28 protein-coding genes are annotated in these 26,588 nt (G+C 71.1%); 9 read left to right on the forward strand and 19 right to left on the reverse strand.

Annotation, left to right across the window (positions count from 1 at the left end; all coding sequences use genetic code 11):
* Positions 1–127: 127 nt before the first annotated feature.
* On the reverse strand, positions 128–1,108 hold the full coding sequence (gene pip / locus V8J39_RS11250) for a prolyl aminopeptidase (RefSeq protein ID WP_336460972.1): 981 nt from the start codon (positions 1,106–1,108) through the stop codon (positions 128–130).
* A 62-nt stretch (positions 1,109–1,170) separates the two neighbouring features.
* Between pip and ubiG the strand changes: the two genes are divergently transcribed.
* Complete coding sequence (ubiG, locus tag V8J39_RS11255) at positions 1,171–1,938, forward strand: bifunctional 2-polyprenyl-6-hydroxyphenol methylase/3-demethylubiquinol 3-O-methyltransferase UbiG (protein WP_336460973.1); 768 nt, start codon at positions 1,171–1,173, stop codon at positions 1,936–1,938.
* A gap of 109 nt (positions 1,939–2,047) precedes the next feature.
* Here the strand turns inward: ubiG and V8J39_RS11260 are convergent, their stop codons facing one another.
* The 3 genes from V8J39_RS11260 to V8J39_RS11270 are packed head-to-tail and all read right to left on the reverse strand — an operon-like array spanning position 2,048 to position 3,532.
* Positions 2,048–2,503 (reverse strand): MarR family winged helix-turn-helix transcriptional regulator, encoded by a 456-nt coding sequence (locus V8J39_RS11260; RefSeq protein WP_336460974.1) that lies wholly within the window; start codon positions 2,501–2,503, stop codon positions 2,048–2,050.
* A gap of 24 nt (positions 2,504–2,527) precedes the next feature.
* A complete protein-coding gene (gene grxC, locus V8J39_RS11265) occupies positions 2,528–2,803 on the reverse strand; it encodes a glutaredoxin 3 (RefSeq protein ID WP_336460975.1) in 276 nt (91 codons plus the stop codon).
* Positions 2,804–2,836: 33 nt separating this feature from the next.
* Positions 2,837–3,532: a ComF family protein gene (locus tag V8J39_RS11270; protein WP_336461205.1), complete on the reverse strand. Its 696-nt coding sequence runs from the start codon at positions 3,530–3,532 to the stop codon at positions 2,837–2,839.
* A 73-nt stretch (positions 3,533–3,605) separates the two neighbouring features.
* Between V8J39_RS11270 and V8J39_RS11275 the strand changes: the two genes are divergently transcribed.
* Entirely contained in the window at positions 3,606–4,436 is an 831-nt protein-coding gene (locus tag V8J39_RS11275; protein WP_336460976.1) for a methyltransferase domain-containing protein, read from the forward strand.
* On the opposite strand, the gene V8J39_RS11280 is transcribed toward V8J39_RS11275, so the two are convergent.
* A complete protein-coding gene (locus V8J39_RS11280; RefSeq protein WP_336460977.1) occupies positions 4,433–5,860 on the reverse strand; it encodes an alpha,alpha-trehalose-phosphate synthase (UDP-forming) in 1,428 nt (475 codons plus the stop codon). The two genes, V8J39_RS11275 and V8J39_RS11280, sit on opposite strands and share 4 nt — an antisense overlap.
* Positions 5,860–6,666, reverse strand: a complete 807-nt coding sequence (otsB, locus tag V8J39_RS11285) for a trehalose-phosphatase (RefSeq protein WP_336460978.1) — start codon at positions 6,664–6,666, stop codon at positions 5,860–5,862. Before otsB ends, V8J39_RS11280 begins: the two co-directional genes overlap by 1 nt.
* Positions 6,667–6,789: 123 nt before the next feature.
* Between otsB and hemH the strand changes: the two genes are divergently transcribed.
* Positions 6,790–7,863, forward strand: coding sequence for a ferrochelatase (gene hemH / locus V8J39_RS11290; RefSeq protein WP_336460979.1), 1,074 nt, complete (start codon positions 6,790–6,792; stop codon positions 7,861–7,863).
* Positions 7,864–8,129: 266 nt separating this feature from the next.
* On the opposite strand, the gene V8J39_RS11295 is transcribed toward hemH, so the two are convergent.
* Together V8J39_RS11295 and V8J39_RS11300 are read right to left on the reverse strand one after the other, a co-directional pair.
* Positions 8,130–8,312 carry a hypothetical protein gene (locus tag V8J39_RS11295; RefSeq protein ID WP_336460980.1) on the reverse strand — a complete coding sequence of 61 codons (183 nt, stop codon included), beginning with the start codon at positions 8,310–8,312 and terminating at the stop codon, positions 8,130–8,132.
* Positions 8,313–8,458: 146 nt separating this feature from the next.
* Positions 8,459–9,118 (reverse strand): L,D-transpeptidase, encoded by a 660-nt coding sequence (locus V8J39_RS11300; protein ID WP_336460981.1) that lies wholly within the window; start codon positions 9,116–9,118, stop codon positions 8,459–8,461.
* Between the two features lie 237 nt (positions 9,119–9,355).
* Here V8J39_RS11300 and V8J39_RS11305 point away from each other — a divergent pair, with 237 nt between their 5' ends.
* Positions 9,356–9,871 (forward strand): CAP domain-containing protein, encoded by a 516-nt coding sequence (locus V8J39_RS11305; protein ID WP_336460982.1) that lies wholly within the window; start codon positions 9,356–9,358, stop codon positions 9,869–9,871.
* Positions 9,872–10,027: 156 nt separating this feature from the next.
* Here the strand turns inward: V8J39_RS11305 and V8J39_RS11310 are convergent, their stop codons facing one another.
* The 7 genes from V8J39_RS11310 to hslO all read right to left on the reverse strand — a co-directional run bounded on the left by V8J39_RS11310 (position 10,028) and on the right by hslO (position 18,507).
* On the reverse strand, positions 10,028–10,528 hold the full coding sequence (locus V8J39_RS11310) for a L,D-transpeptidase family protein (RefSeq protein ID WP_336460983.1): 501 nt from the start codon (positions 10,526–10,528) through the stop codon (positions 10,028–10,030).
* 102 nt (positions 10,529–10,630) lie between these two features.
* Positions 10,631–11,860 carry a class I SAM-dependent RNA methyltransferase gene (locus V8J39_RS11315; RefSeq protein ID WP_336460984.1) on the reverse strand — a complete coding sequence of 410 codons (1,230 nt, stop codon included), beginning with the start codon at positions 11,858–11,860 and terminating at the stop codon, positions 10,631–10,633.
* Between the two features lie 4 nt (positions 11,861–11,864).
* Positions 11,865–13,721, reverse strand: a complete 1,857-nt coding sequence (locus V8J39_RS11320; RefSeq protein WP_336460985.1) for an ABC transporter ATP-binding protein — start codon at positions 13,719–13,721, stop codon at positions 11,865–11,867.
* The gene (locus tag V8J39_RS11325; protein WP_336460986.1) at positions 13,718–15,571 is read right to left on the reverse strand and encodes an ABC transporter ATP-binding protein; all 1,854 of its coding nucleotides are present in this window, start codon (positions 15,569–15,571) and stop codon (positions 13,718–13,720) included. The genes V8J39_RS11320 and V8J39_RS11325 overlap by 4 nt, the downstream gene beginning before the upstream one ends.
* 159 nt (positions 15,572–15,730) lie before the next feature.
* On the reverse strand, positions 15,731–16,867 hold the full coding sequence (locus tag V8J39_RS11330) for a CCA tRNA nucleotidyltransferase (protein ID WP_336460987.1): 1,137 nt from the start codon (positions 16,865–16,867) through the stop codon (positions 15,731–15,733).
* The gene (locus tag V8J39_RS11335; protein ID WP_442902579.1) at positions 16,851–17,495 is read right to left on the reverse strand and encodes a CoA pyrophosphatase; all 645 of its coding nucleotides are present in this window, start codon (positions 17,493–17,495) and stop codon (positions 16,851–16,853) included. The genes V8J39_RS11330 and V8J39_RS11335 overlap by 17 nt, the downstream gene beginning before the upstream one ends.
* Positions 17,488–18,507, reverse strand: coding sequence for an Hsp33 family molecular chaperone HslO (gene hslO / locus V8J39_RS11340; RefSeq protein ID WP_336460988.1), 1,020 nt, complete (start codon positions 18,505–18,507; stop codon positions 17,488–17,490). Before hslO ends, V8J39_RS11335 begins: the two co-directional genes overlap by 8 nt.
* Before the next feature lie 136 nt (positions 18,508–18,643).
* Between hslO and V8J39_RS11345 the strand changes: the two genes are divergently transcribed.
* Positions 18,644–19,087, forward strand: a complete 444-nt coding sequence (locus V8J39_RS11345) for an NUDIX hydrolase (protein WP_336460989.1) — start codon at positions 18,644–18,646, stop codon at positions 19,085–19,087.
* A gap of 3 nt (positions 19,088–19,090) precedes the next feature.
* On the opposite strand, the gene V8J39_RS11350 is transcribed toward V8J39_RS11345, so the two are convergent.
* Positions 19,091–20,362, reverse strand: coding sequence for a PP2C family protein-serine/threonine phosphatase (locus tag V8J39_RS11350; RefSeq protein ID WP_336460990.1), 1,272 nt, complete (start codon positions 20,360–20,362; stop codon positions 19,091–19,093).
* A gap of 258 nt (positions 20,363–20,620) precedes the next feature.
* Between V8J39_RS11350 and V8J39_RS11355 the strand changes: the two genes are divergently transcribed.
* Entirely contained in the window at positions 20,621–20,953 is a 333-nt protein-coding gene (locus V8J39_RS11355) for an Hpt domain-containing protein (protein ID WP_336460991.1), read from the forward strand.
* Between the two features lie 55 nt (positions 20,954–21,008).
* Here V8J39_RS11355 and ilvA read toward each other — a convergent pair whose 3' ends face one another.
* Positions 21,009–22,256, reverse strand: coding sequence for a threonine ammonia-lyase IlvA (ilvA, locus tag V8J39_RS11360; protein ID WP_336460992.1), 1,248 nt, complete (start codon positions 22,254–22,256; stop codon positions 21,009–21,011).
* Positions 22,257–22,402: 146 nt separating this feature from the next.
* Between ilvA and V8J39_RS11365 the strand changes: the two genes are divergently transcribed.
* The 3 genes from V8J39_RS11365 to V8J39_RS11375 all read left to right on the forward strand — a co-directional run bounded on the left by V8J39_RS11365 (position 22,403) and on the right by V8J39_RS11375 (position 24,970).
* Positions 22,403–22,927: a hypothetical protein gene (locus V8J39_RS11365; RefSeq protein ID WP_336460993.1), complete on the forward strand. Its 525-nt coding sequence runs from the start codon at positions 22,403–22,405 to the stop codon at positions 22,925–22,927.
* Between the two features lie 173 nt (positions 22,928–23,100).
* Positions 23,101–24,324, forward strand: a complete 1,224-nt coding sequence (locus V8J39_RS11370) for an argininosuccinate synthase (RefSeq protein WP_336460994.1) — start codon at positions 23,101–23,103, stop codon at positions 24,322–24,324.
* 256 nt (positions 24,325–24,580) lie between these two features.
* Positions 24,581–24,970, forward strand: a complete 390-nt coding sequence (locus V8J39_RS11375) for a hypothetical protein (RefSeq protein WP_336460995.1) — start codon at positions 24,581–24,583, stop codon at positions 24,968–24,970.
* A 76-nt stretch (positions 24,971–25,046) separates the two neighbouring features.
* Here the strand turns inward: V8J39_RS11375 and deoC are convergent, their stop codons facing one another.
* Positions 25,047–25,769: a deoxyribose-phosphate aldolase gene (gene deoC / locus V8J39_RS11380; protein WP_336460996.1), complete on the reverse strand. Its 723-nt coding sequence runs from the start codon at positions 25,767–25,769 to the stop codon at positions 25,047–25,049.
* Between the two features lie 80 nt (positions 25,770–25,849).
* Positions 25,850–26,566 carry an HAD family hydrolase gene (locus V8J39_RS11385; RefSeq protein ID WP_336460997.1) on the reverse strand — a complete coding sequence of 239 codons (717 nt, stop codon included), beginning with the start codon at positions 26,564–26,566 and terminating at the stop codon, positions 25,850–25,852.
* Between the last annotated feature and the right edge of the window lie 22 nt (positions 26,567–26,588).

Here is a 26,588-nt window from a genome sequence, read left to right on the forward strand (position 1 = left end):
GGTCGCCGGGACCCGGCGAATTTAAGGAAGCCGCGGCCCTGCACAAAGGTCGCAGGACACAGCCCGGGCCGGCAGGGGCCCCGGCTCGCGCATTTGTCACCGCGACGGGGAGTCGCGTGATCGGTCCTCAGCCGTGGGTGCGGCCCAGCCCGTCCATCACCCGCACCAGTTCGGCGCTGATTCCCGGTTCGGACAGGGCGTGCCCGGCCAGCGGCACCATCCGCAGCCGGGCCCTGTCCCACCCGTCGGCCAGACGGTGCGCCGAGACCGGCGGGCAGATCATGTCGTAGCGGCCCTGCACGATGTCGGCGGGGATCTGCTCGATCAGCCGGCGGTTGCGCAGCAGCTGGCCGTCGGTCTCCATGAAGGCGTCATGGTGGAAATAGTGGTTCTCGATCCGGGCGAAGGCGCGGGCATAGTCCGACGCCGCCTCGCCCATCGGGCCGTCGTGGTCGATCGAGGCAAGCGCGTTTTCCCAGTTGGCCCAGATCCGGCCGTGCCGCGCCTCGGATCCGTAGTCGCCCGAGAACAGGCGCCGGTGATAGGCGCCGATCATGTCGCCGCGCTCGTCCTCGGGGATCGGCGCGCAGAAGCTGCGCCACAGGTCGGGCCAGAAGGCGCCGGCGCCGCCGCCGTAGAACCAGTCGAGCTCGGAGCGCTGGGCGAGGAAGACGCCGCGCAGCACGAGGTGCACCACCCGGTCGGGGTGGGTCTGGGCATAGGACAGCGCGAGCGTCGCGCCCCAGCTGCCGCCGAAGACGATCCAGCGGTCGATGCCCAGCTCTTCGCGGATGCGCTCGATGTCGCGCACGAGATGCCAGGTGGTGTTGGCCTCGACGCTGGCGTGGGGGCGCGAGCGGCCGCAGCCGCGCTGGTCGAACAGCACCGCGCGGAACACCGCCGGGTCGAAGTAGCGCCGCATCGCCGGGGAACAGCCGCCGCCCGGGCCGCCATGCAGCACCAGCACCGGGATCCCGTCGCGCCGGCCGCATTGCTCGACGTAAAGGGTATGGCCGTCCCCCACCGCCAGCATGCGCTGGTCGAAGGGATCGGTCGCCTGATAGAGCGGGGGCAAGCCGCTGCGCTTTTGACCTGCGGTTCTGTCCATGAGCGGACTATATAGCCAAAAGGAACCGGCCTTCCACCGGCGCCGTGACGCAGGAGTGCATGATGTCCGACACCGCCAGCCCCGGGACGAAAGCCGGCTCGACCATCGATCCGGCAGAGGTCGCGAAGTTCGAGGCGATGGCCGCCGACTGGTGGAACCCGCATGGCAAGTTCAAGCCGCTGCACCAGATGAATCCCTGCCGGCTGGACTACATCGTCACCCAGGTCGCGGCGGAATTCGGGCGCGACCTGTCGGCGGCGCTGCCCTTCGGCGGGCTGCGGGTGCTGGACATCGGCTGCGGCGGCGGGCTGCTGTCGGAGCCGATGGCGCGGCTGGGGGCCGAGGTCGTGGGCGCCGATGCCGCCGAGCGCAACATCCCCGTCGCGCGCATCCATGCCGAGCAGTCGGGGCTGGAGATCGACTATCGCCACACCACGGCCGAGGATCTGGCCGCGGCGGGCGAGCGTTTCGACGTGGTGATGAACATGGAGGTGGTCGAGCACGTGGCCGATCCGCCGTCCTACCTGCGGGCCTGCCACGACCTGCTCAGGCCCGGCGGGCTGATGCTGTGCTCGACCCTCAACCGCAACCCGAAGTCGTTCATGATGGCGATCGTCGGCGCGGAATGGGTGATGCGCTGGCTGCCGAAGGGCACCCATGACTGGCAGAAGTTCATCACCCCCGACGAGCTGTTCGCGCTGCTGCGCGGCGCCGGGCTGGACCCGGTCGACCGCAAGGGGATGGTGTTCAACCCGGTCAGCTGGAGCTGGTCGCTGTCCGAGCGCGACCTGTCGGTGAACTATGTGACGGCGAGCGTCCGGCCGCGGTAGAGCCGGTCCGGGCCCGGGTTCGGGCTTGCCGGGGGGCGGATGGGGGCGCTGCCCCCGCCCCTGCGGGGCTCCCCCGGGATATTTGGGCCAATGCGAAAGAAGGGGCGCGTCAGTCTTCGGCGCCCAGGCGCAGGCGCAGCTCGCGCAGGACGGGCAGCACCGCGCGGACCTTGTCGACGCCCACCGCCTTCACCACCTCGCCGATCACCGGCGAGAGCGCGGCGAGCGCGGCGTCGCGGGCGGCGCGGCCCGAGGGGCTGATCGCGACGAACTTGCGCCGCGCGTCGTCCCAGTCGGGGCGGATGTGGATGTGCCCGGCCCATTCCAGCTTCGACAGCGTGTTGGTCATCGCGCCGCGGGTGACGTGGAAGGTGCGCGCGAGCTGGGCCGGGGTGCGTTCCTCCTGGGCGCGGGCCAGGTGGTTCAGCACCGAGAAATGCGAGATCTCCATGCCCTTGGGCAGCGCCTTCGACACCACGGTGCGGGCGAGCTGGTCGGCCATGAACACTTCGGCAAAGAGCGCCGCCGCGAGCGGGTCGGCGCCGGGATCGGTCGGCTGGGCCATCTCAGGCGGTCCGCGCGCCGGTCGTCATCCGGTGCGCCCCAGCATCAGGTCGAGCTTGCCGGCATCGTCGAGCGCGTGGATGTCGTCGGACCCGCCGACATGCGCGCCGTCGATGAAGATCTGCGGCACGCTGGTGCGGCCGCCCGCGCGCTCGGTCATCGCGCGGCGCAGGGCCGGGTCGCCCGAGACGTCGGTCTCTTCGAACAGGACGCCCTTGGCCGTCAGCAGCCGCTTGGCGGCCAGGCAGTAGGGGCACCAGGGGGTGGTGTAGATCTCGATACGGGCGGAAGCTGCGGGCATGGGAGTTCCTTTCGACGGCCGGACTATAGGGATTCAGCCGTCCTTCGCAACGCGGGCCAGCGCGATCACCCGCACCGAGACGGCCCCGCCGGCCATCAGCGCGCCCGTCGCGGCGGCGAAGGTGGCGCCCGAGGTCATCACGTCATCGACCAGCAGCACCGGCCGCCCCGCGATCAGCCGCGCGCGCCGGGGGTTCAGCCGCAGCGCCCCCTCGAGGTTGGCGAATCGCTCTGCCGGGCTGCGGCCGTCCTGCGAGGGCGTGGCGCGCGCGCGCAACAGCAGGTCGGGACAGCTGGCCAGGCCCGCCGACCGGCCCAGCGCCCGCGCCAGCAGCGCCGACTGGTTGTAGCGCCGCCGCAGCAGCCGGCGCCAGTGCAGCGGCACCGGCACCACCAGCATCCCGGGCAGGATCAGCGGCGCCGCCGCCTGCGCCATCCAGGGGCCGAGGCTTGGCACCATCTCCAGCCGGTCGCCGTGCTTGAGCGCCAGCACCAGCGCCCGCCCCGTGCCGCGGTAGGCCAGCACCGCCCGGCCCCGGGACCAGGGCCGCGGCGTCGCGAGGCAGTCGTCGCATTGCTCGGCCCGGTCCGAGCTGCCGGGCAGCGCCGCGCCGCAGCTGTCGCAGACCAGCCCGCGCAGGAATTCGGCCCCCTGCCAGCAGTCGGTGCACAGCCCGCCCTCGGCCGCGACCGGGGCGCCGCAGGCGAGGCATTGCGGCGGGAACACCATGCGCAGGACCTGGCCGGTCGCCGATGTCAGCGCCGCTTGCGCCCGCCCCAGAAGCGCGCCAGTCTCCGGCGCCATGTCGACCCCTCCGTCCCTGACCGACCGTGCCGCGCTGGAAGCGCACCGTGCCCGCGCCCGCGCCCGCGGTCCCGAGCTGTTCCTGCATGACGAAGCCGCCGCCGAGATCGAGGAGAGGCTGGCCGAGGTTAACAGAACGTTTACGTCGCCGGTGGTGATCGCGCCCTTCGCGGCACCCTGGCAGGCGATCCTGCCCGGCGTGCGGGTGATCGCCGACGACGAGGTGCTGGATCTGACCGAGGGCGCGCAGGACCTCGTGATCCACGCGATGGCGCTGCACTGGGCCGAGGACCCGGTCGGCCAGCTGATCCAGTGCCGCCGGGCGCTGAAACCCGACGGGCTGTTCCTCGGGGTGCTGTTCGGCGGCCGCACCCTGAACGAGGCGCGCAGCGCGCTGGCCGAGGCCGAGATCGCCACCGCGGGCGGCCTGTCGCCGCGGGTGCTGCCGATGGGCGAGATCCGGGATCTTGGCGCGCTGCTGCAGCGGGCGGGCTTCGCGCTGCCGGTCGCGGACAGCGCGGTGAAGACGGTGGAATACGGGTCGCTGACCGGGCTGCTGCGCGACCTGCGCGGCATGGGCGAGACGAACGCTTTGGCCGCGCGGCTGCGCCGGCCGATGTCGCGCGCGATGCTCGCGGCCTTTGCCGCGGCCTATGGCGCGGCCTTCGCGACGCCGGGGGGCCGGCTGCGGGCAAGCTTCGAGCTGATCTTCCTGACCGGCTGGGCGCCGCACGACAGCCAGCAGCAGCCGCTGCGCCCGGGCTCGGCCAAGCAACGGCTGGCCGATGCGCTGAAGGTGCCCGAGACCCGGCTGCCGGGCGACGGCTAGCCCGCGCTGCGCGCACCCGCCGCGGCGTCGAGCGCCGAGAGGAATCCGCCCGACCACCAGTGCACGTCGCGCGCGGCCAGATCCTGCATCAGCGCCGCGTACCGCCGGCGGCGCTCGGCCAGCGGCATGGTCAGCGCGGTCAGGATCTGGCCGGCGATCTCGCCCTCGTCATGCGGGTTCACCACCAGCGCCTCGGGCATCTGTTCGGCCGCGCCGGCGAACCGCGACAGGATCAGCACGCCCGGGTCCCCCGGGTCCTGCGCGGCGACGAATTCCTTAGCGACCAGGTTCATGCCATCCATCAGCGGCGTCACCAGCGCGATGTGCGACGCCCGGTAGAGCCCCGCCAGCACGTCGCGCGGCACGGGGCGGTGGATGTAGCGGATCGGCGTCCAGGTGATGTCGGCGAAGGCGCCGTTGACCTTGCCCGCGAGGCCCTCCAGCTCCTCCCGGATCTGGTCGTAGGCCTTCAGCCCCTCGCGCGTCGGCGGCGCGATCTGCAGAAGCGAGACGCGGCGGTGCCAGTCCTCGTGGCGGTCGAGGAAGTGGCGGAAGGCGCGGAACCGGTTCGGCAGGCCCTTGGAATAGTCCAGCCGGTCGACGCCGATCATCAACTGGCGCGGCGGCTTGACGATGCCCGGCGGCAGGCGGTCGAAGGCCTCGGCCGCGGTGCGGGCGAAGTCGGCCGTATCGATGCCGATCGGGAAGGCCGCGACGCGCAGGCGACGGCCCTCGTGGGCATAGAGCCCCTCGGCGGTCTCCTCGATGCCGCCCACGCGGGTCAGGGCGCTGCGGGCATGGACGCAGTCGCGTTCGGCCTGCAGGCCCACGAGGTCGTGCGCCATCAGCCAGCCGCAGATCTCGTCGCCATGCGGCATCGCCTGCAGCGCCAGCGCGGTCGGGAATGGCGTGTGCAGGAAGAAGCCGATCGGGACATCGACGCCCAGCCGCCGCAGCTCGGCCGCGAGCGGCAGCAGGTGGTAGTCGTGGATCCACAGCCGGTCGCCGGGCCGCAGGACCGCCGCGACCATGCGCGCGATCCGGCGGTTCACGGCGCGATATGTCTCGCGATCCTCGCGCCGGTAGGCCATCAGGTCGGCACGGTCATGCACCACCGGCCAGAGCACGGCGTTGGAATACCCGGCGTAATAGCCGTCGTGCTCGGCCTCGGTCAGCCGGAAGGCCAGCCGCCGGAACGGCCCGCCCGCGATCTCGGACAGGCTGTCGTCCGGCCCCTCGGCCGTGTCGGGCGCGGCGCCGATCCAGACCCCGCCCGACCGCGCGAGCACGTCGGCCAGCGCCACCACCAGCCCGCCCGAGGGCTCGGCCCCCGTGGGGATCCGGTTCGAGACGCAGATGAGCCGGCCGGGGGCGCCGCCCGTGCGGTCCCCGGCGCCATCATCGGCGAGGCTGCTGCCGTCCATCACCCGTCCTCCCTGCCGTCCGGCCCACCACCCGGCCCACCACCCGGCGCGGGCTCGGCCGCCTGTGCGCACAGCCATCCCAGCACCTCGGCCGGGCCGGACAGCCGGTGGCGCGCCGCGCTGTCGCCATCCCCCACCTTCACCCCGATCCCGCCCGAGGACCCGGCCCAGGCGATTGCCGGCTCGTCGGTCGTGTCGTCGCCCAAGTAGACCGGGCGCCGTCCGGCGAAGGGGGCGGCGGCCACGGCGGCCCGCAGCGCCGCATCCTTGGTCGCTCCCTCGGGGCGTAGCTCGAACGCCATCTTCGCCGTCTGCAGCGCCAGCCCGGGTTCGCCGGCCAGCACCTCGGTCACGAAGGCGCGGGCCCGCGCCTCGGCCTCGGGTCGGGCGCGGAAGTGGATCGCGGCACCGTGGGGCTTGGGTTCGAACAGCAGCCCCTCGGCGGCGGCGAAGGCCCGGAAGCGGTCGTGCAGCGCGGCAAGGTCGCGCGGCCCTACACCACCGCCGGCAAGCCCCGGCAGGCCGCGGGCCTCGGCGCCGTGGCTGCCGATGGCGGGACCGCCATAGCCGGGCAGGAAGCCCGCGATCTCGTCCAGCGCCCGCCCCGAGACCAGCGCGAGCGCGCCGCCAAGCCGCGCCGACAGCGCCGTCAGCAGCGGCGCCAGCGCCGGTGGCACGATCACAGCGTCGGGCGTCGGCGCGATCGCGACCAGCGTGCCGTCGAAGTCGAGAAACAGCGCGTCATGCGCGGGATCCAGCCGCGGCGGGGCCGCTGCCGTGCGGAGTGTGTCCGGATGCCGGGTCATCTTGCTCTCGCTGAAACGCCGGGGCGGCGCATCGACGCCTTTGCCCCCGAGGAAAAACGGATTATCTCCGCCTCGGTTCCGCGCCAGCGGCACCGGGGATCAGCGGCAGGCGGAGATCGGCGCATGGACAGCACAATGGCAGCGGGCACCACGGCGGGCATCCGCCCCGAACACGCGCCGGGCGATCACCCGAAGGTGGCGGTGCCGAAGATCGGCGTGCTGGTCGCGAACCTCGGGACGCCCGACGGCTACGACTACTGGTCGATGCGGCGCTACCTGAACGAATTCCTCAGCGACAAGCGGGTGATCGACTACCCCAGCTGGAAGTGGCAGCCGATCCTGCAGGGCATCGTGCTGACCAAACGGCCGTTCTCGTCCGGCGCGAACTACAAGCTGATCTGGAACGAGGAGCTGGACGAGAGCCCCCTGATGACGATCACCAAGGCCCAGGTCGCCAAGCTGCGGGACGCCTGCGCGGCGCGCTGGGGCACGGCGGTGCAGGTCGAGTTCTGCATGCGCTACGGCAACCCCTCGACCCGTGACGTGGTCGACCGGATGGTCGCGGCGGGCTGCGAGAAGATCCTGTTCTTCCCGCTCTATCCGCAATACGCGGGCGCGACGACGGCCACGGCGAACGACCAGTTCTTCCGCGCGCTGATGGCGCAGAAGCGCCAGCCGGCCGTGCGCACCGCGCCCGAATATTTCGCCTCGCCGCGCTACATCGACGCGCTCGCGCGCTCGGTCGAGACGGTGCTGTCGGGGCTCGACGACCAGCCGGGCAAGCTGGTGGCCTCGTACCACGGGATGCCGAAGCGCTACCTGATGGAGGGCGACCCCTACCACTGCCAGTGCCAGAAGACCTCGCGCCTGCTGCGCGAACGGCTGGGCTGGGACCGCTCGCGGCTCGACACCACGTTCCAGTCGGTCTTCGGGCCCGAGGAATGGCTCAAGCCCTATACCGTCGAACACGTGGCCGAGCTGGCGAAGCAGGGCGTCAAACACATTGCCGTGATCTCGCCCGCGTTCTCGGCCGATTGCATCGAAACGCTCGAAGAGATCAACGGCGAGATTCGCGAGGCCTTCGAACATGCGGGGGGCGAACGCTTCACCTACATCCCCTGCCTCAACGACGACGACGCCCATATCGAGGCGCTGATGGCCGAGATCGCCGACGGCCTTGCGGGCTGGATCGCCTGAGCCGGCGACCCCGCGGCGGCACGGCCCACGCCACGCCGGGATGACCGGGCCCCGGTCGGGCGACACCCGGTCACGCCGCATCCGATCCGGCCGCACCCGGCCCGTCGGGTGCCAGAAACGACAGGGACCCGGACGATGCCCGGGTCCGGTCCTGTCGGCGGCCAGGCCGCCCTGTGGCACATACAGCTTGCCGAAACCTTAATGCACAAAAGAAAAAGGCGGCAGGGCTGACCCTGCCGCCTCTTCCATTGACCATGCGGTCTGGATCAGTCGGCGGCCACGACGGCGGCGACGAGAACCAGCAGCATCAGCGGGACCAGGATGCCGGCCGACGAGGACGAGGTGTCTTCGACGATGACTTCCGGCTCGACGACGGGCTCAACATAGCCGCCGGCGAAGGCCGAGGAAGCAGCAACCGACAGGGCAGCGGCGAGCGCGAGTTTCTTCATAGTAACCTCCAGTTACGCCCTTGGCCGAATTTCGTGAGGACGGCAAAGGCTCTCAAGTCTGTACCTCGTGAAACCGTCTAACCAACTTCCCGCGCGATTTGCAACGGGTCCCTCTGGGGGGATCGGCAGACGGCCGCTTGATGTCGTCAAATTAGCAACACCTGCGTGCCTACTTTCGCGAAGCCAAAAAGTTCCGTGATATGTTGATTATAAAGTCCGATGCAGCCGTTCGACGACCGCCTCCCTATCTTGCGCGTGTCATGCGTGCCGTGGATCCGGTAGTACTGCCACGACAGGTACAGCGCATAGGGGCCGAGCGGGTTCATCGGGTCGCCGCCGGCGACGAATTCCGGCCAGTCGGGATAGCGCTCGCGCATCGAAGGGGTCGGGCGCCACGGCGGCGCGGTGACCTTCTGCGTCACCGAGGTGTCGCCCTTGCGGGTCAGCTCGTCCGTCGCCGGCACCGAGGTCGGGTAGAGACGGTAGATGCTTTCGTCCTCGGACCAGTAGTGCAGCGCGCGGCTGTCGATATCCACGAGGATGACGCCGTTCTTGGTGCTGGAGAAGTAGTCCTGCCAGCGCAGCGTGCGGAAGGCCGAGGCGTTGCGACGGGCGCCGGGCTGGACCGCGGCCTCCATCACCGTCGAATTCGCCATCGCGTTCTGCGCGAGCGCCGGGGCCGCGAGGCCGGAGACGGCGGCGGTGCCGAGGGCCGCGGCGGCGGTGGACAGGAAGGCGCGCCGGCCCGGCTGGGCTGCGACGCGGGTGAGATCGGGCGCGCGGGGACGGCGCGGAGCGTCCGTCATGGTGGGTTCTCCTGAAAAAGACCTGTCTCTCGGGGGGCCGCCTTCGCCGGGCGCCCTTGGGCAGTGACCTGCCGACCGCTCCCTGCTAGCCGAAATGCGGTTTTCCGACAACTCACGCACGCGTAATCGCGCGAGGGTGAGCATCGCGGGCCACGGCGGGGTTTGATCGACGCGGCCCGGCGCTGTATGGCTGCGCGCCAGACGTATCCCCGCGCATCCTCGAGCGAAGCCAGCCCCATGTCGAACCGCCTGATCCCCGCCGCCCTGATGACCGCAGCCCTCGCGCTGGCCGCCTGTGGCGGCACCCCCGCGAAGCTGGGGGCGGACGGCAAGCCCCTGCCCCGCGTCTACCACATCAAGGCCGGCCAGGAGGGCACGATCCAGTACCGCTTCCTGGACGCGGTGAACGCGCTGCGCGCGCCCCGCGGCGCGGCGCCGCTCGCGCTCGATGCGCAGCTGACCGCGGCGGCGGCCACCCATTCGCGCGACATGGCGGTGCAGAACCGGTCGTGGCACTTCGGCTCCGACGGCTCGTCGCCGGTGCAGCGGGTGGCGCGCACCGGCTATCCGGGGCGCACCATGGGCGAGAACATCTCGGAGAGCTACGAGACCGAGCTGGAGACGCTGTCGGCCTGGATGGAGGATCCCAACACCGCCCGCGTGGTGCTGGACCCGGCGGCGCGCAACCTTGGCCTGTCGTGGTACCAGGAGCCGAACGGCAAGATCTGGTGGACCATGGTCACCGGCGGCTGAAGCCACCGGCGGCGGACCCGGACCCGGCCGCGGAGGGGGCGCTGCCCCCGCCCCTGCGGGCCCCCCGGGATATTTCGGCCAAGGCGAAAGGGGGTCGGCGCCAGCCCCTTCAGGCGCCGGCGCGGCTGCGCAATCTGGCGGCCGGGGATCTGGCGGTCAGGGGACGATGGTGATCGGGGTGCCGTTGCGCACCATCGAATAGACGTCTTCCATTTCGGTGTCGGTCACCGCGATGCAGCCGTCGGTCCAATCCCACAGGTCGGCCGGCGGACGGGCGCGGCCGACGCCGTGGATCACGATCGCGCCGCCCGGGCTCTTGCCCTGGCCTTCCGCGAAGGCGACGTTCTGCGGATTGGGATAGCTGATCCCGATCGAGAGGTGGAACGGGCTGTCGGGACGGCGGCGGTCGATGACATAGCTGCCCTCGGGCGTCTTGCCGTCGCCCTCGAATTCCTTGGCGCCCACCGGCATCTTGCCCAGCGAGACATTGTAGACCTTGAGCGCCTGGTTGCCGTGCATCAGGTACATCTTGCGGTCGGACTTGTCGACGTAGATGCCCGTGATGTCGGGGCCGCGATAGGTCTTGAATTTGGACTCGCCACAGCCGGACACGAGGCCGAGGCTCGCCATCACCATGCATACTGCGATCATGCGCATTGACTACCGTAACTGCTCGGGGAGGTTCTTGGGTGTTTTGCCCGAGCAGATACACCGGCGCGCGCGCTGCGCCTAGCGGGTCGTTAAACCTTCACGCAATGGTCATCGCCGGGTGTTGCGGAACCGCGCCACCAGCTCGACATGCGCCGACCAGCGGAACTGGTCGATGACGTCGACATGCTCGAGCGCGAAGCCCGCGGCGACGAGCCGCGCCGCGTCGCGCGCGAAGGTCACCGGGCTGCAGGACACGTAGGCGAGCACCGGCACGCGGCTGGCCGCGATCTCGGCCACCTGGGCTTCGGCTCCGGCGCGGGGCGGGTCGAGCACCACCGCGTCGAAGCGGTCGATCTCGTCGGGCAGCAGCGGGCGGCGGAACAGGTCGCGGGTCTCGGTCGTGACGCGCTTGAGCCCGGTGGCGCGGCGCCAGCCACGGTCGAGCGCGGCCAGGGCGGCGGCATCGGATTCGACGGCATGGACCTCGGCCCCCGCCGCGAGCGGCAGCGTGAAGGTGCCCGAGCCCGAGAACAGGTCGAGCACCCGCGCCGCCGGGCCGACGATTCCCGTCACCGCGGCGACCAGCGCCGCCTCGCCGGGCTTCGTCGCCTGCAGGAAGCCGCCCGCCGGCGGCTCGACCAGCGCCGCGCCGAAGGCCTGCGCGGTGGGGCGGCGCGCCGCCACCGGTTCGCCGTTCCAAGTCAGTCGCGCGAGATCGGCGCTTTCGGCGATGGCCGAGAGCGACTGGAACAGCGCGGGCTCCATCGGCTTGCCGCCGGTGACGGCAAGGTCGATCCCGCCCTCGGTCAGGGTCGCCGTCAGGTCGAGCCCGCCCTTGCGCGACCCGCCCGCCAGCACGACCGCGCGCAGCGCCGGGACCACCGCCAGCAGCGCCGGGTCGACAAGCTGGCAGTGCGGGATCTCGACCACCGTGTCCGAGGCGCGGGCATGGAAGCCGATCAGCGTGCCCGCCTTGGTGCGCCGCCCGGCGAAGGTCGCGCGCCGCCGCGAGCGGGCGGGCGACGTCATCGTCGCGCCCACCGGGGCCGACAGCCCCTGCCCCTTCAGCGCCGTCTCCACCACCTGCGCCTTCCAGCGCGCGACGAAATCGTCCGATCCGTGCTGCAGCACGCAGCCGCCGCAGGCGCGGTAGTGCGCACAGGGCGCCTTCACCCGGTCCGGCGAGGGGGTGACGATCTTCGGAACCTCGACCCGGCCGTCGGCGATGGCGCCCTCGATCACCTCGCCCGGCAGGACGCCGGGCACGTGGACCGTGCCCTCGGGCGTGCGGGCCACGCCTTCGGCATGCAGCGACAGGCGGTCGATCGTCAGGGTCATGGCGTCACTCGGCGGCTCGGTTGGGTTTGGCATCCTCGTCCTCGGTGCCGATGAAGCCGCCCGATTGCCGGTTCCAGTAGCGCGCGTAAAGCCCGTTTCGCTCCAGAAGCTCGGCATGGCTGCCCTGTTCGACGATCCGGCCCTGTTCGAGCACCACGATCCGGTCCATCTCGGCGATGGTCGAGAGGCGGTGGGCGATCGCGAGGACGGTCTTGCCCTCCATCACCCGGGTCAGCGCCTCCTGGATCGAGGCCTCGACCTCGCTGTCGAGCGCCGAGGTCGCCTCGTCCAGCACCAGGATCGGCGCGTCCTTGAGGAAGGCACGCGCCAGCGCGATCCGCTGGCGCTGACCGCCGGAGAGCTTCACCCCCCGCTCGCCCAGATGCGCCTCATAGCCCTTGCGGCCGGCATGGTCGCGCAGGTTCAGGATGAACTCGTGCGCCTCGGCGGCCTTGGCCGCGGCGATCATGTCCTCTTCCGAGGCGAGCGGGTTGCCGTACATGATGTTGTCGCGCGCCGAGCGGTTGAACATCGCCGTTTCCTGCGTGACCATGCCGATCTGGCGGCGCAGGCTTTCCTGCGTGACGGTGCGGATGTCGGTGCCGTCGATCCGCACCGCGCCCTGCTCGACGTCGTAGAGCCGCAGCAGGACCGAGACGAGGGTCGATTTCCCCGCCCCCGAGGCGCCGACGATTCCCAGCCGCTCGCCCGGCGCGATGGTGAGGTCGATGTCGGACAGCCCCCCCTCCTTGCGGCCATAGGTGAAGGTCAGGTGATCGAAGGCGACCTCGCCGCGCGGCACGTCAAGCCGGGCGGCGCCCTCGGCGTCGGTCAGCGTGTGGCGGGGCGACAGGGTGTTCATCCCGTCCTCGACCTCGCCGACCGAGCCGTACATGTTCATCAGCGACATCGAGACCCAGCCGGTCATCTGCGCGATGCGGATCGCGATCGTGCCGGCGGCGGCGATCTCGCCGGTCGAGGCGACGCCCTCGTTCCACAGCCAGATCGTGCCGCCGATCAGGATCACCGGCAACAGGCCCGAAATCAGCATCAGCGCGGCGCGGAACCCGGCCGAGACATAGCCGAAATCAAGCGCGCGTTCGCGGAAGCCCGCCATCGCGGCCAGCGCGGCGCGGTCCTCGTGGTCGGAATGGGCGAAGAGCTTGACGGTCTTGATGTTGGTGATCGTGTCGACGACCTGCCCCGTCACCATCGCCCGCGCCGAGGCGCGCGCGGCCGACCGGGTGCGGATGCGCGGCATGAACCAGCGGATCATCCCGAGATAGAGCCCGAGCCAGACCACGAGCGCCACGGCGATCGAGCCGTCGATGGCGATCAGGAAGATCGCCGAGCCCACGACCGAGGCGAAGGCGAAGCAGACGGTGTTGACGAATTCCGAGGCGACATCGGTCACGGCGCGGGCGGTCTGCATCTGCTTCTGCGCGATCCGGCCGGCGAAGTCGTTGTCGAAGAAGGTCACCGACTGGCCCATCGTCCAGCGGTGCAGCCGCGACAGCACCAGGGGCAGGATGTTGGGCTGCACCACCAGCGCGTTCGAGGCGGCGTTCAGCCCGAAGACCACCGGGCGCAGCAGGATGAAATAGACGATCGCGCCGATCAGAAGCGGCCAATGCGCGCTGAAGGCCTGGCCCACCGGCGTGCCGACCACCGCGTCGATCACCCAGCCCAGGATCGTGGCCGAGATGATCTCCATCGTGCCGGCGGCGGCCGAGAAGGCCGCGCCCCAGCCCAGCGCCGGCCAGGCGCCCGACAGACACCACCCGAAGAACCGCCCCAGCCGGTCCGGCGGCGGCCCCTCGGCGGGCTGGAACGCGTCGATGAAGGCGGCGGGGTGTTTCATTCGGCGGCCTCTTCGTTCTCGTCGGTCCCGAGGAAGCCCCCGGACTGCCGGGCCCAGAACCCGGCATAAAGCCCCTGGCGGGCCAGAAGCGCGTCGTGGTTGCCGATCTCGGCGATGCGGCCCTGGTCCATCACCACGATGCGGTCCATCGCCGCGATGGTCGAGAGCCTGTGCGCGATGGCGAGCACGGTCTTGCCCTCCATCACGCCGTAGAGGGTCTGCTGGATCGCCGCCTCGGCCTCGCTGTCGAGCGCCGAGGTCGCCTCGTCCAGGATCAGGATCGGCGCATCCTTGAGGATCACCCGCGCAAGCGCGATGCGCTGGCGCTGACCGCCCGACAGCTTGACCCCCCGCTCGCCCACCTGCGCGTCATAGCCGCGGTTGCCGTGCTGGTCCTGCAGCGTCAGGATGAAGTCATGCGCCTCGGCCCGGGTCGCGGCGGCGACCATCTCGGCCTCGGTCGCGTCGGGCCGGCCGTACAGGATGTTGTCGCGCACGGTGCGGTGCAGCAGCGAGGTGTCCTGCTGCACCATGCCGATCGCCTGGCGCAGGCTGTCCTGCGTGACCGCCGCGATGTCCTGGCCGTCGATCTCGATCCGGCCGGCCTCGGCGTCGTAGAAGCGCAGCATCAGCTTCACGAGAGTCGACTTGCCCGCGCCCGAGCGGCCGACGATGCCGACCTTCTCGCCCGGCGCGACCACGAGGTCGAGCGCCTCGAGCCCGCCCGAGCGGCGGCCGTAGTGATGCGTGAGGCCGTGGATCGCGATCCGGCCCTCGGTCAGCGCGAGCGGGCGCGCGGCGGCGGCATCGGTGAGGGTGACGGGGGCGGTGATCGTCTCCATCCCCTCGGCCACGGTGCCAAGCGCGTTCACGAGGTTGGTCGTCGCCCACATGATCCAGTAGGTCAGGTTGTTGAGCCGCAGCACCAGCGCCGCGGCGGCGGCGACAAGGCCCACGCTCGCGCTGCCCTGGACCCAGAACAGGATCGACAGCGCGATCATGCCCACGATCATGACGCCGTTCAGCACCGTCAGGACGAGATCCATCCGGGTGATGATCCGCATCTCGCGCGCAAGCGTGTCGCGCGCGGTCTCGATCGCCTCGCGGGCATAGGTCAGCTCGCGGTCGTGATGGGCGAAGAGCTTGACGGAATGGATGTTGGAATAGCTGTCGACGACCCGGCCCGTGATCGCCGAGCGCGCGTCGGACGAGGCCTTGGCCGCCGGCCCCGCGCGCCGGATCGTCCAGCGCATCAGCGCGAGATAGGCGCACAGCCACAGGATCACCGGGATCATCAGCCGCGCATCCGTCCCCGCGAGCATCAGCAGCGAGCCGATGACGGTCGTGACCGCGAAGGCGACCGCGTCGAAGGTCTGGAACACCGCGTCGCCGGCGGCGGTCGGCGCCTGCATGATGCGGTTGGCGATGCGCCCGGCGAAGTCGTTCTCGAACCAGCCGACGGGCTGGCGCAGCACGTGGCGATGGGCGCGCCAGCGCACCAGCGTCGCGAAGTTCGGCAGGATCGTGTTGTGCAGGAGCGCCACCGTCCCCACCACGAGCACCGGCCGCACGATCAGCACGAAGAGCGCGACCGCCAGGAATTCGGCGCCATGCGCCGCGATCACCTCGGCCGGGCTGCCCGCGCCCAAGAGGTCGACCACGCGGCCGACGTACCAGATCATGCCCACGTCGATGAAGGCCGAGATCATCGACAGCAGCCCGGTCGCGACGAAGACGCCGCGGAACGGACGCGCCTGCGACAGCAGGAACGGCCACAGCCGCCGCGCGGGCGCGTCGGTCTCGGCATAGCTCTGGAACGGGTCGACCAGGGTCTCGAAGAAGCGGAACATCTGCCTGCCGGGGTTTGAGGAAGCGGGGCCTTGGGCGGCGACGGCGAGCCTTGGATATAGTTGGCCCGCAACAAAAGGGAAACAGGCGGGGGCGCTGCCCCCATCGCGCGGGACGCGCGACCCCCCCGGGATATTTCCGGCAAAGTCGAGGGCGCGGCGTCAGGACAGGAGCTGGGCCCGGGTCGCGGTGAGGTCGCTTGCGATCCAGCGCGCCTCGGCCGCCTTCAGCGCGGCGCCGAGCGCGGGCCCCGCGAGGCCCGCGCGCGCGAGGTCGGCGGCCTTGAGCGGGAAGGCGGCCGCGGCGCCGCGGGCGATCTCGGAGCCGGCATCGAGGGGCGGCGCCCCGAGCAGCGCCGCGCGCAGGGCGAGCGCGCCGGCCGCGTCGCGCGCGCCGAGGCGCCAGCCGAGGACCGCGGGGCTGGCCAGCCCTGTCGCCCCGTCGCGCAGCGCGGCGAGGCGCTTCGCCTCGGCCCTGGACAGGCGCAGCGCGGTCGCCGGATCCTCGCCGCCGAGGGCGGCAAGGCGCAGGATCGGGTCTGTTTCGGCCGAAAACGAGACCAGCGGGGCGAGCGCACGCGGATCGGCGCCGGGCAGCGCGGGGGCAAGGCAGCCCGCCTGCGCCATCGCCGCGACCGCTGGCGCCGGGTCGGCGGCGGACAGGAGCTTCTTCATCTCGGCGCCGATCCGTTCGCGCGAGAGGCCTTCGATCCCGTCGCGACCGGCAGCGCAGGCGGCGAGGCCCTCGGGGTCGATGCCGCCGGCAGGATCGGCGTACCAGGCGTGAAAACGGAAGAAGCGCAGGATGCGCAGGTAGTCCTCGCGGATCCGCGCCCCGGCCTCGCCCACGAAGCGCAGCCGGCGCGCGCGCAGGTCCGCAAGGCCGCCGAGCGGGTCGATGACCGTGCCGTCGGCCTCGGCATAGAGGGCGTTCATGGTGAAGTCGCGCCGCGCCGCGTCTTCGGCGATGTCGGTCGAGAAGGCGACGGTGGCGTGGCGGCCGTGGGTCTCGACGTCGCGGCGGAAGGTGGTGACCTCGTGCGGGGCGCCCTGCGAGACGATGGTGACGGTGCCGTGCGCGATGCCGGTCGGCACAGGCTTCAGCCCGGCCGCCTGCGCAAGCGCGATCACCCGGTCGGGCCGCGCGTCGGTGGCGATGTCGATGTCGGTCACCGGCGCGCCCAGAAGCGCGTTGCGCACGCAGCCGCCCACCAGCAGCGCCCGGTGCCCGCCGCCCGCAAGCGCCGCCATCACCGGCGCGAGGCCCGGCCGCGCGAGGATCTCAGCCGCGATCTTCATGGGCCATGCGCTCTGCCAGCGCCTTCAGCATTCGCGCGGTCGCCCCCCAGATGTAGTAGGGGCCGTAGGGAACAGACCAATAGGCGCGCCATTCGCCCAGCCAGCGCCGCCGCTCCAGCCGATAGCGCGACAGGTCGGCGACATGCGCGAGCGGCACCGAGAACACCTCGGCCACCTCGCCCGCCTCGGGGACGGGCGTGAATTCCCCGGCGATCCAGCCGAAGACGGGGGTGCACAGAAAGCCGGTGACGGTCTCGTGCGGGGACATGGTGCCCAGAAGCTCGACCTGCGACGGTCCAAGGCCGATCTCCTCGCGCGCCTCGCGCAGGGCGGCAGCGATCGGGTCGGCGTCGCCGGGATCGAGCTTGCCGCCGGGGAAGGCGATCTGGCCGGGGTGGTGGCGCAGGCGCGGCGAGCGCTTGGTCAGCAGCAGTTCCGGCCCCGAGGGACCATCGCGGAACGCCGCCAGCACGCCCGCGGCGCGCAGCCTGCGGTTCGCCGGCGGCACGAGACCCGCCGTCATCTCGTAATCGGACGACCGCGGGGCCCCGGCCGGCGCCGCCCCCGCGACGGCGGCGCGCAGGCAGGCTTCGGTGAACCGCGCGGCCGGGGCGGAGGCGTCAGGCATCGCCCGGTCCGGGCTGGTCGTCCCCGGCGGGCTTCTCGGCCTCGAACCCGAGCGTTTTCGGGTCGAATTCGTAATGCGCGCCGCAGAACTGGCAGTCGGCGGTGACGATGCCCTCGTCCGTCGTCATGTGGCCGATGTCCTTGGCCGAGTAGATCGACAGCGACTGGCGCACCTTGTCGGGCGAGCAGGTGCAGCCGAATTCGACCGGCTGGGCGTCGAAGACCCGCGGCGTCTCTTCGTGGAACAGGCGCACCAGCAGGTCGGTGGGCTGCACCGTCGGGCCGATCAGCTCGAGATCCTCGACCGTGTCGAGCAGCAGGTTCGCGCGGTTCCAGTTGTCGCCCTCGTCCCCCTCGAGGATGTCGGTCGCGGCCAGAAGCCCGCCCTCGCCCGAGCCGCCTTCCGAGGCGACGAAGGGCGAGGCCTTGGGCATGTGCTGGATCATCACGCCGCCGGCGCGCCAGCGCTCCGCCTGCCCCGGCAGGGTCGAGCGACCGTAGCTGAGCGCGAAGCGCGTCGGCAGCTGTTCGGACTGGGCGAAATAGGTCTCGGCGCAGGACGACAGCGAGCCGCCGGCGATCGGCGTGATGCCCTGATAGGGGGTCATGCCGGCACCCTGGTCGATCAGGATCGCGAAATAGCCCTGCCCGATCAGGTCGAAGGGCTTCGCGGCCCCGTCGACCCGCGTCTCGTCGAAGCTGGCCCAGGCGCGGATGCGCGCGGGCTCGCCCTCGGCCTCGGGGCCGTAGTAGTCGGTGGCGATGATGCGCGCCGGGCCGTCGCCGCGGATCTGCAGCGACAGCTTCCAGCGCAGCTTGATGGTCTGGCCGATCAGCGCGGTCAGCAGCGCCGCCTCGGCCACCAGCGCCTCGATCTGGGCGGGATAATGGTGCTGGCGGAGCACGCGTTCCAGCACGCCGTCAAGGCGCGCGATGCGACCGCGGATGTCGCTGCGGTCGAGCTGGAAGGGCAGGACGGTGTCGTCCCAGGCGATCTGCGACAGGGTGGTCATGGCAATTCCTTCCCGACGGCGGCGGCACCTTCCGGCGCGCGCGGGCGATCGGGGATCATGGGGGGTTTCCTCGGCGTTCGGGCCTTGGCATACCGCGACCATATAGGCACGGCAATCGGGGAACCAAGGGGGTCGCATGATCAGGCGCATCGGAAAGCCGCCGCGCGCGGACCGGGTCTATCGCCGCCGCCCAGGGGCCTATGCGGTGCTGCTGCGCGATGGCGCGGTGCTGCTGACCCATCAGGCGGCCCCGGTGCCCGAGTTCCAGCTGCCCGGCGGCGGCATCGATCCCGGCGAGCAGCCGATCCCGGCGCTGACGCGCGAGATCTTCGAGGAAACCGGCTGGTCGGCGGCGGTCGCGCGTCGGCTGGGCACGTTCCGGCGCTTCACCTACATGCCGGAATACGATCTCTGGGCCGAGAAGATCTGCACCGTCTACCTCGCGCGGCCGATCCTGCGCCGCGGCCCGCCGAGCGAGCCCGGGCACGCGGCGGTCTGGATGCCGCCGGGCGACGCGATCGCCGCGGTCGGCAACGACGGTGACCGGATGTTCCTGCTGCGGGCGCTGGCGCTCGGCTGAGCGTCATCCCTCGGGCTTGGCGCGGCGGTAGTCGATCAGCACCGCCGAGACATCGTCGTCGAACCGCCCGGCCGAGGCCCGCAGTCCGGTCTCCAGCCGCTCGAGGAAATCCGGCCCCTCGAGCCAGGCCCCCGCGGGCCAGAGCCCGGCCAGCGCCGCGCCGAGCTGGCCGGTGACGGTATCGCCGAGGCCGTCGGACAGGATCAGCAGACGGTCGCCCGGCGTCAGGGTCACCTCGGTCTCGTCGTAATCGGCATCCTCGATCAGCCCGATCGGGAAGCCGCCTGCCCCCAGCGCCTCGATCCCGCCGTCCGAGCCGAGCAGGAGCGGATGGGGGTGGCCGGCCTGCACCAGCCGCGCCCGCCCCGTCACCATGTCAAGGTCGCAGTAGAGCAGCGTGGCATAGCTCTCGCCCTCGTACTCGCCCAGCATCAGGCGGTTGAGCGCCGAGGCGACCTCGGCCGGCGGGCGGCCGTCGTAGATGCCAAGCTCGGTCTCGTAGAGCGCGACGTTGCGCTCGGGCGCGCCGGCGGCGAGACGGCCGGCCAGCTGCGCCGCGACCAGCGCCGCCGCGACGCCGTGGCCCGAGACATCGAGCGCGAACAGCCCGATCCGTCGCGCGTTGATCGGGAAGAAGCCCACGAGGTCGCCGCCCAGCTGCCCGGTCGGGCGCAGCATCAGCGCGATATGGGTGCCGCCGAAATCGCGGAAGCGTTCCGGCACCAGCCGCTCCTGCAGGCGCCGGGCCGCCTGCAGGTCGCGGTCCATCGCGTCCTGCGCCTGGCGCAGCTCGTCGAGCGTGTCGGCCAGAAGCCGGGCCTTGCGGCGAAGGCGCCGCTCCATGTCCAGCACACGGGCGCCCGAGTGGATCCGCGCGACGAGTTCCTGCAGGTGGACGGGCTTGGTCAGGAAATCGTCCGCCCCGGCCTCGAGCCCGGCCGAGATCTGCTGCTTCTCGGTGCGCGAGCTCATCAGGATGAAATAGATGTAGCCGGCGGCCGAGGCGCGCAGCCGTGCGCACAATGTCAGCCCGTCGCCGCCGGGCATCACCCAGTCCGACAGCACCAGGTCCGGGGGCGTGATCGCGGCGATCTCCAATGCCTCGTCCATCGAGGCGGCCTCGTCGACCTCGTAGCCGTGCGGGGCGAGCAGGCGCGCGACGAAGCGGCGCTGCATCCGGCTGTCGTCGACCACGAGCACCCGTCGCACCGCGCCGGCCCGGCCCGCGATGCCGCTGCCGGGCGCGGTCGTGCTGCTGTCCGCCGTGTCGGCCATCGTCGCGCGCATTCTCCCGTCGCGGGCCCTCGGCCCGGGTCCGCGCCGCCGCGGCCCTCGCGGGCGCCAGACTGACGCCGGGGGGTGAAGCAAGTCTCAACGGCGGATCGCGCGGGATGAACCGGGCCGGGCCAGTGGCGGGCCGGCGGCGGGCCGCTGGCGGGCCAGTGGCGCAGGGCCCGGCTTAACCGGCTCTTCAGCCCGGGGCGCTAGGGTGCGTCCCGATGGCGTGGGGGCGTCGGATGAAGGGGATGATCGATGATCGATTGGGACCGCGTGTCCGAGCTGCGGTACGAGCTCGGGGCCGAAGGCTTTCGCGAGGTGGCCGAACTGTTCCTCGAAGAGGTGGAATCGCTTCTCGCGCGGGTGCCGGATCGGATCGACCGGCGCGAGGATGACATGCATTTCCTGAAGGGCAGCGCCTGGAACCTCGGGTTCGAGGCACTGGCAAGCCTGTGCCAGGACGGCGAGCGCTGCGCCGCGCGCGGCGATGGCGCCAGCGTCGACGTGCCCGCGATCTGCAAGACATGGGAGGAATCGCGCACCCAGTTCCTTGAAGGCATCGGCCCGGGCTGGGGCGCGGCGGCCTAGGCCCCGCCCGGCCCGTCCGCACCGGACGCGGCAGGGCGGGCCAGAGACCTCTGGCTCAGATCAGGAATTCGGCAAGCAGCGGGTCCTCGGAAATGTCGCGATAGCTGAAACCGGCCGCGTCCAGCTGCCCGGTCAGATGCGCGAAATTCGCCGGATCCGACGTCTCGATCCCGATCAGGACCGAGCCGAAATTCCGTGCCGATTTCTTGAGGTACTCGAACCGCGCGATGTCATCCTCGGGACCCAGCATCGCCAGGAATTCGCGCAGCGCACCGGGCCGCTGCGGCATCCGCAGGATGTAGTACTTCTTGACCCCGGCGAAGCGCTGCGCGCGCTCCTTGACCTCGGGCAGGCGCTCGAAGTCGAAATTGCCGCCCGAGGTGACGCAGACGACGGTCTTGCCGCGGATCTCGGGGCCCAGATCGGCCAGCGCGTCGATCGACAGCGCCCCCGCGGGCTCGAGCACCACGCCCTCGACATTCAGCATGGTCAGCATCGTCGTGCAGATCCGGTCCTCGGGCGCGAGCAGCACCTGCGCCGCCGAGAAGCCCGCGAGCCGCTCGAACGGCAGCGCGCCGATCCGCGCCACCGCGGCGCCATCGACGAAGCTGTCGACCCGCGGCAGGGTCACCGGCCCGCCGGCACGGAGCGCCGCCTGCAGGCTGGCGCCGCCCGCGGGCTCGACGAAGCGGAAGTCGGTCTGCGGCGCGGCGGCGCGCAGATAGCCGGTCACGCCCGCGGCCAGCCCGCCCCCGCCGACCGGCAACACCACCAGATCCGGCGCCCGGCCAAGCTGTTCGAGCATCTCGACCGCGACCGAGGACTGCCCCTCGATCACGTCGGGATCGTCGAACGGCGCGAGGAAGCGGGCGCCCGCCTCGGTGCAGAAGGCCTGCGCGGCGGCGAGCGTCTGGTCGAAATAGTCGCCGGTCAGCCGGATCGTCACGCCGGCGCCGCCGAAGGCGCGGGTCTTGTCGATCTTCTGCTGCGGCGTGGTCACCGGCATGAAGATCGTGCCGCGCACGCCGAAATGGCGGCAGGCATAGGCCAGCCCCTGCGCGTGGTTGCCCGCGCTGGCGCAGACGAAGTGATCGGCGGCCGGATCGCTTTCGCGGATCTTGCGCATCGCGGTGAAGGCGCCGCGCAGCTTGTAGCTGCGCACTGGGGTCAGGTCCTCGCGCTTGAGCCAGACTTCGGCGCCGTACTTGGCCGAGAGATAGTCGTTCAGCTGCAGCGGAGTCGGGTCGAACAGGTCGCGCAGCGCGGCTGTGGCGGCACGTGCCGCGGTTGTGACGTCGGTCATGGTCTTCGGCCCCCTGCCGGTCAGGATTGTCGCCAACCGCCACGATAATCGCGCGGTGTCAAGAAAGCCGGGTTTCGCGACCGCGGCTTAGTTAAGCCATGATCCGGCGTCAGCCTGCCCGCGTTCCCCGTGAGGAGGTCGGTTCCGTGCACCCGTCTGTCTGTCTCTCTGCCGTCGCGCGTACCGGCGCCCTTGCGCTGCTCGCCGGCATCGGCCTCGTGCCCGCCGGCCTGCGGGCCGAGCCGGTGGCCGGCACCTGCCTCGCCGCCGTGAGCGAGGCCGCGGCCCTGCGCAAGGTTTCGGCCGGCGGGCCCGGCGACAGCCACCTCGTGCTGGCGATCGAGGCCTGCAGCCTTGCGCGCATCAACCGCCTTGCGGCCCAGCGCAGCCACGACCTGGCCCTGGATGCGCTGGCCGACATCACCCAGACCTATACCGGGCGCAGCATCACCTTCATCGAGGCCGACATCGACGCGCTGGTCTACGAGGCGCCGAATTACGGGATGTCGTCCGAGGTTCTGGCCGAGGAGCTGGCTGCGGCCCGCCGCCACGAAGAGGACCTCGCCGCGGCGCATGCGGCCGAGGAAGCGACGGCGGACCGGCTGTCGGCCGCACGGGCGGACGAGGCGCGCGCGGCAGAGGTCGTGGCGCGGCTGCGCGACGCGGACTGATGCGGGCCGGGGCTGCCAGCGGGCCGACAGCGGGCGAACTGGGGCGGCCGCGGCACGGCGCGATTGCGCGGGATACAATTTTGCCCCGCCCCCCGGGCCCCGCGAGCCTTGTCCCATTGGCAAAAAGGCACTAAGCGGGCGGGTCAGTTGACACGTCCCACACGGAGCCGCCGATGTCCGCGCCCAAGAAAGTCGTACTCGCCTATTCCGGCGGCCTCGACACCTCGATCATCCTGAAATGGCTGCAGACGGAATACGGCTGCGAGGTCGTGACCTTCACCGCCGATCTCGGCCAGGGCGAGGAACTCGAGCCCGCCCGCGCCAAGGCAGAAATGCTTGGCATCAAGCCCGAGAACATCCACATCGTCGACCTGCGCGAGGAATTCGTGAATGACTTCGTCTTCCCGATGTTCCGGGCGAACGCGGTCTACGAGGGTCTCTACCTGCTCGGGACCTCGATCGCGCGGCCGCTGATCTCGAAGTACCTCGTCGAGATCGCGCAGAAGTCGGGTGCCGACGCGGTTGCGCATGGCGCGACCGGCAAGGGCAACGACCAGGTGCGCTTCGAGCTGGGCGTCGCAGCGCTCGATCCCTCGATCAAGACCATCGCCCCCTGGCGGCTGTGGGACCTGACATCGCGCACCAAGCTTCTGGAATTCGCGGAAGCGAACCAGATCCCGATCGCGAAGAACAAGCGCGGCGAGGCGCCGTTCTCGGTCGACGCGAACCTGCTGCACACCTCGTCCGAGGGCACCGTGCTGGAGAACCCGGCCGAAGAGGCGCCCGACTATGTCGCGCAGCGCATCGTCGCGGTCGAGGATGCGCCGAACGAAGCCGAGATGATCGAGATCACCTTCGAGAAGGGTGATGCGGTCGCGATCAACGGCGAGGCGATGAGCCCCGCGACGATCCTGACCAAGCTGAACGAACTGGGCGGCAAGCACGGCATCGGCCTGCTGGACTTCGTCGAGAACCGCTTCGTCGGCATGAAGTCGCGCGGCGTCTACGAGACCCCCGGCGGCACGATCCTTCTGGAAGCGCACCGTGGCATCGAGCAGATCACACTCGACTCGGGTTCGGGTCACCTGAAGGACTCGATCATGCCGCGCTATGCCGAGCTGATCTACAACGGCTTCTGGTTCTCGCCCGAGCGCGAGGCGCTGCAGGCGCTGATCGACAAGACGCAAGAGCACGTGACCGGCACCGTCCGGCTGAAGCTTTACAAGGGCGTGGCGCGCACCGTGGCCCGCTGGTCGGATCACTCGCTCTACTCCGAGAAGCACGTGACCTTCGAAGAGGATGCCGGCGCCTACGACCAGCGCGACGCGGCGGGCTTCATCCACCTCAACGCCCTGCGGCTGAAGCTGATCGCGACGCGCAATGCCCGCGTGAAGTGATCTCCACCAAAGGTTGCACGATCATCGGCCGGCCCCTCGGGGCCGGCCGTTTTCATTGGTGAATTCCGGATCTCACATCATCGCACGAAGCGCGCGGCCGCGACGTCACCTGTGCGCAAAAAAACAATGAACCGTTCAGTTTGGATAGTTTCGTTCGTTCGCGGAATGCCTAAATCAGGGACACCGGACGTGGAAGGGCAGCGCAAGTCCCCGCCTCTCTCCCCGCTAACGTCCTGATATTGGATAGGAGATCTAAATGTCCGCTCGTCTCAGCACTCTCGCCCCGATCCTTGCCGGCATCGCTGCCGTTGCGCTTTCGGCCAGCTCCGCTCTCGCCCTCGACATCTACGGCGGCGACGACCCGATGGGCTTCTCGCCCCGCAGCGCGAAGGTCGCGTCGCGTGCCAACACCAATTTCGACGCCACCGGCAGCCTGAACGATCGCGCTGTGGTTGACGGATCGGGCAAGCTGATCGGCCGCGTCCACGGCTTCGCGCAGGAAGGCACCGGCAACAACATGCGCATCTACGTCCAGCTCGACCCGACGGCGACCGGCTCGGACAAGATCGTGTCCTTCGTGACCTCGAACTACGTGCGCGGCCCGCTCGTCATCACCGACAGCACCTTCGTCACCGGCGCCCGCTGATCGCCGAGGCATCCGGGCCCGGAGCCGAAGCCGGTGCCCGGACCGGCCGGAGGGGTGGCGCGCCGCCCCCTCGCCCTCAATAGGCGGTCGCGGTGCCGGCTTGGCCGACCAGCGCATCCAAAAGCCCCGAGCACCCGATGCGGAACATGCCCGGCCCGGCATTCTCGGGCCCGAACGCCGCCCGCGCCTGCGCCAGATAGCCCAGCGCCGCCGCCCGGTCGCGGATCCCGCCCGAGACCTTCAGCCCGAGATCGCGATCCGACGCCGCGATCTCGGCCAGAAGATCCGCCGCCGCCTCGGGCGAGGCCCCGTGCGGGGTCTTGCCGGTCGAGGTCTTGAGGAAATCGGCGCCACCGCCGATCGCGGCGCGCGCCAGCGCGCGACGCTCGTCGCTCTCCATCTCGCCGGTCTCGAGGATCGCCTTCAGCGGCAGGTCCGGATGCGCGGCCTTGACCGCCGACACCATCGTCTCGGTCGCGCGCGCCGGGTGCGGCAGAGCGTAGGGCACCACAAGGTCCAGCTCCTCGGCGCCCTCGGCCACGGCATGGGCCGCTTCGGCCAGCACCGCCTCGAGCGTGGCGCGCCCGGTCGGGAAGTTCAGGACAGTCGCCACCCTGACGCCGCTGCCCGCGAGGCAGCGCCGCGCAAGCGCGACATGCTCGGGAAAGACGCAGACGGCCGCGGTGCCGAAGCGCTGCGCCTTGGCGCACAGCGCCTCGATCGCGGCAGCCGGGGCGCCGGGCTCGAGATTGGTCAGGTCGATGACCGCGATGATCGCGGCGGTGCTGTGATCGGTCATGGGTCCATCCTCCCCCGAGGGTCTCTGGCCGATCATCCCACGGCCCGCCCCGCCGCGCCAGCCTCGCGCGGGGTCAGCCCTTACAGCCGGTAGCCGGCGAGGCGCTGGTAATGCGGCAGCGCGGCCTCGGCCAAGGCGGCGTAGTCGGGCGAGAGCGCGGGCAGCGGGCCCTCCGCATCCTCGAAGCCGGACGAACGGTGCACGGCGCCATACCAGTGCGGGGCCCAGACGCCGTCATAGGGCTTCGGCCCGGCGGGCCAGCGCAGCATCGCCTCGGTGAACGGCAGCCCGAGCGCCGCGCAAAGCGCCGAAAGCTTGCCCGCGGGATCGGCGCGGATGTCGGCGCTGTCGATCACCAGCGGCGCGCGGCCCAGCCGGTCGGCGGTCTCGTCGAAAAGCCGCGCCTGCTGGAGGAAGCCGATATCCTCAAGCGTCGGCCCCTCGCGCTTTCTGGCATAGCTTGCCACCACCCGGGCCGGGTGGCGGATCAGGAAGACGTTCTCGCACGCCGCCATGAAGCCGCGGTCGATGCCGGGGATCATGTGCAGGGTCATGTGCTTCTGGTAGAAATGCGCCTTCCCGCCGGGCGCCGGGCCGGCGCAGGCGGCGGCGACGCTGCCCGGGTCGCGGTCATGGGCGACGAGGATCTCGTCGCGCATCGGGTGATCGATGCCGCTGCGGTCCAGGTAGGCGGCATAGAACGGCTCGTCCCAGACCGCGCAGTCGCCGCGCGCGGCGAAGCTGTACATCATCGCCGTCGAAAGGTTGCGTGGCCCCGACCACATCGCGATCCGCATCGCACGTCCCCGTTCCCGTTTC

Source organism: Frigidibacter sp. MR17.24, from assembly GCF_037095655.1.
Lineage (GTDB): Bacteria > Pseudomonadota > Alphaproteobacteria > Rhodobacterales > Rhodobacteraceae > Frigidibacter.

Excerpts from the sequence above, each read along its gene's own strand:
- pip (WP_336460972.1), bottom strand. The coding sequence starts at position 1,108 with ATGGACAGAACCGCAGGTCAAAAGCGCAGCGGCTTGCCCCCGCTCTAT.
- ubiG (WP_336460973.1), top strand. The coding sequence starts at position 1,171 with ATGTCCGACACCGCCAGCCCCGGGACGAAAGCCGGCTCGACCATCGAT.
- V8J39_RS11260 (WP_336460974.1), bottom strand. The coding sequence starts at position 2,503 with ATGGCCCAGCCGACCGATCCCGGCGCCGACCCGCTCGCGGCGGCGCTC.
- grxC (WP_336460975.1), bottom strand. The coding sequence starts at position 2,803 with ATGCCCGCAGCTTCCGCCCGTATCGAGATCTACACCACCCCCTGGTGC.
- V8J39_RS11270 (WP_336461205.1), bottom strand. The coding sequence starts at position 3,532 with ATGGTGTTCCCGCCGCAATGCCTCGCCTGCGGCGCCCCGGTCGCGGCC.
- V8J39_RS11275 (WP_336460976.1), top strand. The coding sequence starts at position 3,606 with ATGTCGACCCCTCCGTCCCTGACCGACCGTGCCGCGCTGGAAGCGCAC.
- V8J39_RS11280 (WP_336460977.1), bottom strand. The coding sequence starts at position 5,860 with ATGGACGGCAGCAGCCTCGCCGATGATGGCGCCGGGGACCGCACGGGC.
- otsB (WP_336460978.1), bottom strand. The coding sequence starts at position 6,666 with ATGACCCGGCATCCGGACACACTCCGCACGGCAGCGGCCCCGCCGCGG.
- hemH (WP_336460979.1), top strand. The coding sequence starts at position 6,790 with ATGGACAGCACAATGGCAGCGGGCACCACGGCGGGCATCCGCCCCGAA.
- V8J39_RS11295 (WP_336460980.1), bottom strand. The coding sequence starts at position 8,312 with ATGAAGAAACTCGCGCTCGCCGCTGCCCTGTCGGTTGCTGCTTCCTCG.
- V8J39_RS11300 (WP_336460981.1), bottom strand. The coding sequence starts at position 9,118 with ATGACGGACGCTCCGCGCCGTCCCCGCGCGCCCGATCTCACCCGCGTC.
- V8J39_RS11305 (WP_336460982.1), top strand. The coding sequence starts at position 9,356 with ATGTCGAACCGCCTGATCCCCGCCGCCCTGATGACCGCAGCCCTCGCG.
- V8J39_RS11310 (WP_336460983.1), bottom strand. The coding sequence starts at position 10,528 with ATGCGCATGATCGCAGTATGCATGGTGATGGCGAGCCTCGGCCTCGTG.
- V8J39_RS11315 (WP_336460984.1), bottom strand. The coding sequence starts at position 11,860 with ATGACCCTGACGATCGACCGCCTGTCGCTGCATGCCGAAGGCGTGGCC.
- V8J39_RS11320 (WP_336460985.1), bottom strand. The coding sequence starts at position 13,721 with ATGAAACACCCCGCCGCCTTCATCGACGCGTTCCAGCCCGCCGAGGGG.
- V8J39_RS11325 (WP_336460986.1), bottom strand. The coding sequence starts at position 15,571 with ATGTTCCGCTTCTTCGAGACCCTGGTCGACCCGTTCCAGAGCTATGCC.
- V8J39_RS11330 (WP_336460987.1), bottom strand. The coding sequence starts at position 16,867 with ATGAAGATCGCGGCTGAGATCCTCGCGCGGCCGGGCCTCGCGCCGGTG.
- V8J39_RS11335 (WP_442902579.1), bottom strand. The coding sequence starts at position 17,495 with ATGCCTGACGCCTCCGCCCCGGCCGCGCGGTTCACCGAAGCCTGCCTG.
- hslO (WP_336460988.1), bottom strand. The coding sequence starts at position 18,507 with ATGACCACCCTGTCGCAGATCGCCTGGGACGACACCGTCCTGCCCTTC.
- V8J39_RS11345 (WP_336460989.1), top strand. The coding sequence starts at position 18,644 with ATGATCAGGCGCATCGGAAAGCCGCCGCGCGCGGACCGGGTCTATCGC.
- V8J39_RS11350 (WP_336460990.1), bottom strand. The coding sequence starts at position 20,362 with ATGGCCGACACGGCGGACAGCAGCACGACCGCGCCCGGCAGCGGCATC.
- V8J39_RS11355 (WP_336460991.1), top strand. The coding sequence starts at position 20,621 with ATGATCGATTGGGACCGCGTGTCCGAGCTGCGGTACGAGCTCGGGGCC.
- ilvA (WP_336460992.1), bottom strand. The coding sequence starts at position 22,256 with ATGACCGACGTCACAACCGCGGCACGTGCCGCCACAGCCGCGCTGCGC.
- V8J39_RS11370 (WP_336460994.1), top strand. The coding sequence starts at position 23,101 with ATGTCCGCGCCCAAGAAAGTCGTACTCGCCTATTCCGGCGGCCTCGAC.
- V8J39_RS11375 (WP_336460995.1), top strand. The coding sequence starts at position 24,581 with ATGTCCGCTCGTCTCAGCACTCTCGCCCCGATCCTTGCCGGCATCGCT.
- deoC (WP_336460996.1), bottom strand. The coding sequence starts at position 25,769 with ATGACCGATCACAGCACCGCCGCGATCATCGCGGTCATCGACCTGACC.
- V8J39_RS11385 (WP_336460997.1), bottom strand. The coding sequence starts at position 26,566 with ATGCGGATCGCGATGTGGTCGGGGCCACGCAACCTTTCGACGGCGATG.